Origin of the sequence: Oscillibacter sp. CU971 (assembly GCF_905219725.1) — a bacterium.
Classification (GTDB): domain Bacteria; phylum Bacillota; class Clostridia; order Oscillospirales; family Oscillospiraceae; genus Oscillibacter.
In genome coordinates, this window is record NZ_CAJMXG010000229.1 from 1 (window position 1) to 4,516 (window position 4,516).

Sequence of the window (4,516 nt, forward strand, 5' to 3'; positions counted from 1 at the left end):
GGGCTAGCGGGAGCGGGAAGACCCTCCGGGAGTTCACCCGGGACCTGACCGCCGACGCCCGGAACGGCAAGCTGGACCCCGTGGTGGGCCGGGACGACGAGATCCAGCGGGTTATCCAGATCCTCTCCCGCCGGACGAAGAACAATCCCTGCCTCATCGGCGAACCCGGCGTGGGCAAAACCGCCATTGCCGAGGGCCTGGCCCGGAAAATTGCGATGGGGGACGTGCCCGAGGATTTGCTGGACAAGCGCATCCTCTCTCTGGACCTCTCCGGCATGGTGGCGGGGACCAAGTACCGGGGCGAGTTTGAAGAGCGCATCAAAAAGGCCCTGGACGAGGTGAAGAAGTCCGGGGACGTGATCCTCTTCATCGACGAGCTCCACACCATCGTGGGGGCAGGGTCTGCCGAGGGGGCCGTGGACGCCGCCAACATCATCAAGCCCGCCCTGGGCCGGGGAGAAATCCGCTGTCTCGGGGCCACCACCCTGAACGAGTACCGGAAGTATATCGAAAAGGACGCCGCCCTGGAGCGCCGCTTCCAGCCCGTCCAGGTGGGCGAGCCCAGCCAGGAGGCCAGCCTGGAGATTTTGAAGGGCCTCCGGGAGAAGTACGAGCAGCACCACAAGCTTCAGCTCACTGACGAGGCCCTGGAGGCCGCCGTCTCCCTCTCCGCCCGGTATATCTCCGACCGCTTCCTGCCCGACAAGGCCATTGACCTGATGGACGAGGCCGCGTCCAGGGTCCGCATGGAGGAGGAGGAAATTTCCCCGGAGCTGAAATCCCTGGAGGAGAAAATTGCCGCCCTGGCCAAGGACAAGGACGCCGCCATCCAGCGTCAGGACTATGAGACCGCCGCCCAGCTCCGGGACATTGAGAGCAACTACCGGGACCAGGTGGAGCAGGAGCGGGAGAAGCGGCGCTCCAGCCCCCGGCAGCACCGCCCCGTCACGGCGGAGGACATCGCCGCCGTGGTGGCGGGCTGGACGGGCATCCCCGTCACCCGCCTGACGGAGGACGAGGGCAGCCGCCTTCTTCGGATGGAAGAAATTCTCCACAAGCGGGTGGTGGGCCAGGACGAGGCTGTGAAGGCCGTGGCCCGGGCCATCCGCCGGGGCCGGGTGGGGCTGAAGGACCCCAAGCGGCCCACGGGCTCCTTCCTGTTCCTGGGCCCCACGGGCGTTGGGAAGACGGAGCTGTGCAAATCCCTGGCGGAGGCCATGTTCGGCGACGAGAGCGCCATCATCCGCATCGACATGTCGGAGTATATGGAGCGCCACACCGTCTCCCGCCTCATCGGCTCCCCCCCGGGCTACGTGGGCCACGAGGAGGGCGGCCAGCTCACCGAGCGGGTCCGGCGCAAGCCCTATTCCGTGGTCCTCTTCGACGAGATTGAGAAGGCCCACGAGGACGTGTGGAACATCCTCCTCCAGATCCTGGACGACGGACGGATTACGGACTCCCAGGGCCGGACGGTGGACTTCAAAAACGCGGTCATTGTCATGACCAGCAACATCGGGGCCAAGAGCCTGACCACCGCCGGGACCCGCCTGGGCTTCAACTCCGGCGAACCGGCGGCGGACGGCGAGGAGAAGAAGTTCCTCCAGGCCAAGGAAACCGTCATGGCGGAGCTCCGCCAGACCTTCCGGCCGGAGTTTTTGAACCGCATCGACGATATCATCGTCTTCCGCGCCCTGACGGAGGCGGACATCCACGAGGTGGCCCGCCGGATGCTGGAAACCGTCTCCGCCCGGATGGAGTCCATGGGCCTGCACCTCAGCGCCTCCGACGAGGCGGTGGCGGAGCTGGTCCGGGAGGGCTACGACCCGAAATACGGTGCCCGGCCCCTGCGCCGCTGCATCCAGAGCAAGGTGGAGGACGCCGTGGCGGAGCGGATGCTGGACGGCACCCTCAAGGAGGGGGACACCGCCGCCCTCACCGTAGAGGACAGCAAGCTGCTGGTGAGCAAGGAGGAAATACCCGCCTGAACAAAATCAACGGCCCCGCCGTTCCGGCGGGGCCTTGCGCTGTTCTCAATACTTTTTCACAAACCGGGAAATCAGCGCCCGGCAGGTCACCATGCGGATGCAGGCGTAAAAGGCCTCCGCCTCCGCCGTGCCCTGCCCCACGGTGGTTGCGTTCTGGGCGTCCTCCTCCGTCTCCCAGAGGACGAAGTCCGTCCAGGTCTCGTCCTGCACATAGTGCTCCCAGGAGAGAAAGCCCTTGGCCTTGGAAATCACCGCGTCGTGGAGCGCCTGGGTCCGCTCCATGAACTCCTCCGGGGTCACGGTCTTTTTGAGCTTGTAGGAAAAAATCCACGCTGTTTTCGCCATACATGTTTCCTTTCCGCGTTTCGCCAAATGGTTGGATGGTACCGCCCAGACAGTCCGGTCCTAGAGGTTCCCGAGAAAATAGAAGCCCGCCAGGCCCCACAGGGCCAGATCGGCCACGCCCACCAAAACCAGCAGCACCGTCAGCACCGTCAGCGCGGGCCCGTCCTTTTTCTTGGGCTTCTCAGCCGGGACAGGCGCCGCCTGTGGGGGGGCCTCCGGTTTTGGATCTTCTTGTTTTGGTGCCTCTTGTTTTGGAGCCTCTTCTTCAGGGACCGCCTGTACGGGCTCGGTTATTTCTTCCGCCATGAAGGGTTTCCTCCTCTCCTCGCCCGCGGTGGTCCGCCGGAAGCGACAGCTTATTGCAAAAATANCCTACCACAGATTCTCTCATCCTTCAAGAGGAATCGTCCAAACGCCGCCCTTGCCTTTTCCACCAAAAGCGTGTACACTGTCAGGGAACACCATTTCTCCAAAGGAGGCCCCGCCATGCCCTTCACCGCCCTCTCCGCCCTGCTGGGCCTGGCCCTGCTGGCCCTGGACCAGTGGGTCAAGCATTATATCACCCTCACCCTTCCCCTGGGAGAGACCCGTCCCCTCCTGCCGGGCTTTGTGGAGTGGAAAGCCGTCCACAACTACGGCGCGGCCTGGTCCAGCTTTTCCGGGCAGCGCTGGCTGCTGGTCGCCGCCACCGGCCTTATCGTCCTGGCGATTTTGGCCCTGCTGGTCCGCCGGGTGGTCCGGCACCCCCTGGGGACCCTGGCCTGCTGCCTCATTATCTCCGGCGGCCTGGGGAACATTCTGGACCGGGTGCGCCTGGGCTACGTGGTGGACATGTTCCACTTCCAGTTTTACGAGAGCTATCCCGTCTTCAACGTGGCGGACATGTGCATCGTTTCCGGCTGCGTCCTGGGCCTCGTCTACTACCAGTGGTTTTACGAGAAGTACGACAAAAAGGAGAAGCCCCATGGAAACGCTGACGCTCCGTCCCACGGAACTTGACGCCGGGAAGCGGGTGGACGCATGGCTTCCCTCCCAGGCGGAGGGCCTGACCCGCTCTGCCGCCCAGCGCCTTCTGGAGGAGGGCCGGGTCACCCTGAACGGGAAGCCCCTGGCGAAAAACTATAAGCTCACCGGGGGAGAAACGCTGGCCGTCTCCCTGCCGGACCCGGAACCCCTGGACGCCCTGCCCCAGGACATCCCCCTGGACGTGGTCTTCGAGGACGGGGACGTCATCGTAGTGAACAAGCCCAAGGGCCTGGTGGTCCACCCCGCCCCGGGCCATCCGGACGGCACCCTGGTCAACGCCCTGCTCTGCCACTGCGGCGGCAGCCTCTCCGGCGTGGGCGGGGCCCTGCGCCCCGGCATCGTCCACCGCATCGACCGGGACACCTCCGGCCTCATCATCGCCGCCAAGAACGACTTTGCCCATCAGGCCCTGGCCGCCCAGCTCCAGGACCACAGCCTGGCCCGGACCTACGAGTGTATCGCCGCGGGCGGCTTCCGGGAGGACCGGGGAACGGTGGACGCCCCCATCGGGCGGCACCCGGCGGACCGGAAGAAGATGGCGGTAATCCCCACCGGCCGCCCCGCCGTCACCCACTGGGAGGTCCTGGCCCGCTTTCCCGGCTTCACCCACCTCCGCTGCCGCCTGGAGACCGGGCGGACCCACCAGATCCGGGTCCACCTGGCTTATCTGGGCCGTCCCATCCTGGGGGACCCGGTCTATGGGAAGCCCGCCCCCGGCCTCCAGGGCCAGTGCCTCCACGCCGCGGGCCTGCGGTTCGTCCACCCCCGCACCGGAAAAACCGTGGAGCTCTCCTGCCCCCTGCCGGAGGAATTTCAAGCCCAGCTCCAAAGGCTGGCCCGGCGGCTTTGAGGGTTCTTCCGGGGGCGGTGATGAATTTTCAGAAAAAACCAAAAAATTTTGAAATACGCCTTGACAAAACCGAAATCTTTTCGTACACTAGTCAATGCCGTTTGACGTGGGCGGTGACTTGGGAGCATAGCTCAGCTGGTTAGAGCATCTGCCTTACAAGCAGGGGGTCACTGGTTCGAGTCCAGTTGTTCCCACCAGATCCCCACTCTTAAGCCCCTTCCACGCAAGGTTACGGCCCGGTAGTTCAGTTGGTTAGAACGCTAGCCTGTCACGCTAGAGGTCGACGGTTCGAGCCCGTTCCGGGTCGCCA

5 protein-coding genes and 2 tRNA genes are annotated in these 4,516 nt (G+C 64.9%); 5 read left to right on the plus strand and 2 right to left on the minus strand.

Annotation, left to right across the window (positions count from 1 at the left end; genetic code table 11):
- On the plus strand, nt 1–1,985 hold a 1,985-nt coding region (locus JX325_RS12970), incomplete at its 5' end, for an ATP-dependent Clp protease ATP-binding subunit (RefSeq protein WP_204791526.1).
- A 45-nt stretch (nt 1,986–2,030) separates the two neighbouring features.
- On the opposite strand, the gene JX325_RS12975 is transcribed toward JX325_RS12970, so the two are convergent.
- On the minus strand, nt 2,031–2,330 hold the full coding sequence (locus JX325_RS12975; protein WP_204791527.1) for a hypothetical protein: 300 nt from the start codon (nt 2,328–2,330) through the stop codon (nt 2,031–2,033).
- A 60-nt stretch (nt 2,331–2,390) separates the two neighbouring features.
- Nucleotides 2,391–2,636: a hypothetical protein gene (locus tag JX325_RS12980; protein ID WP_204791528.1), complete on the minus strand. Its 246-nt coding sequence runs from the start codon at nt 2,634–2,636 to the stop codon at nt 2,391–2,393.
- A gap of 180 nt (nt 2,637–2,816) precedes the next feature.
- On the opposite strand from JX325_RS12980, the gene lspA reads away from it, so the two are divergent.
- The 4 genes from lspA to JX325_RS13000 all read left to right on the plus strand — a co-directional run bounded on the left by lspA (nt 2,817) and on the right by JX325_RS13000 (nt 4,516).
- Nucleotides 2,817–3,329 (plus strand): signal peptidase II, encoded by a 513-nt coding sequence (gene lspA / locus JX325_RS12985; RefSeq protein WP_204791529.1) that lies wholly within the window; start codon nt 2,817–2,819, stop codon nt 3,327–3,329.
- On the plus strand, nt 3,295–4,206 hold the full coding sequence (locus JX325_RS12990; protein WP_204791530.1) for an RluA family pseudouridine synthase: 912 nt from the start codon (nt 3,295–3,297) through the stop codon (nt 4,204–4,206). The genes lspA and JX325_RS12990 overlap by 35 nt, the downstream gene beginning before the upstream one ends.
- Nucleotides 4,207–4,326: 120 nt before the next feature.
- Nucleotides 4,327–4,403, plus strand: a tRNA-Val gene (locus JX325_RS12995).
- Nucleotides 4,404–4,439: 36 nt separating this feature from the next.
- A tRNA-Asp gene (locus JX325_RS13000) sits at nt 4,440–4,516 on the plus strand.

Coding starts and splice junctions, on each gene's coding strand:
- JX325_RS12990 (WP_204791530.1), top strand. CDS start 3,295: ATGGAAACGCTGACGCTCCGTCCCACGGAACTTGACGCCGGGAAGCGG.
- JX325_RS12980 (WP_204791528.1), bottom strand. CDS start 2,636: ATGGCGGAAGAAATAACCGAGCCCGTACAGGCGGTCCCTGAAGAAGAG.
- JX325_RS12975 (WP_204791527.1), bottom strand. CDS start 2,330: ATGGCGAAAACAGCGTGGATTTTTTCCTACAAGCTCAAAAAGACCGTG.
- lspA (WP_204791529.1), top strand. CDS start 2,817: ATGCCCTTCACCGCCCTCTCCGCCCTGCTGGGCCTGGCCCTGCTGGCC.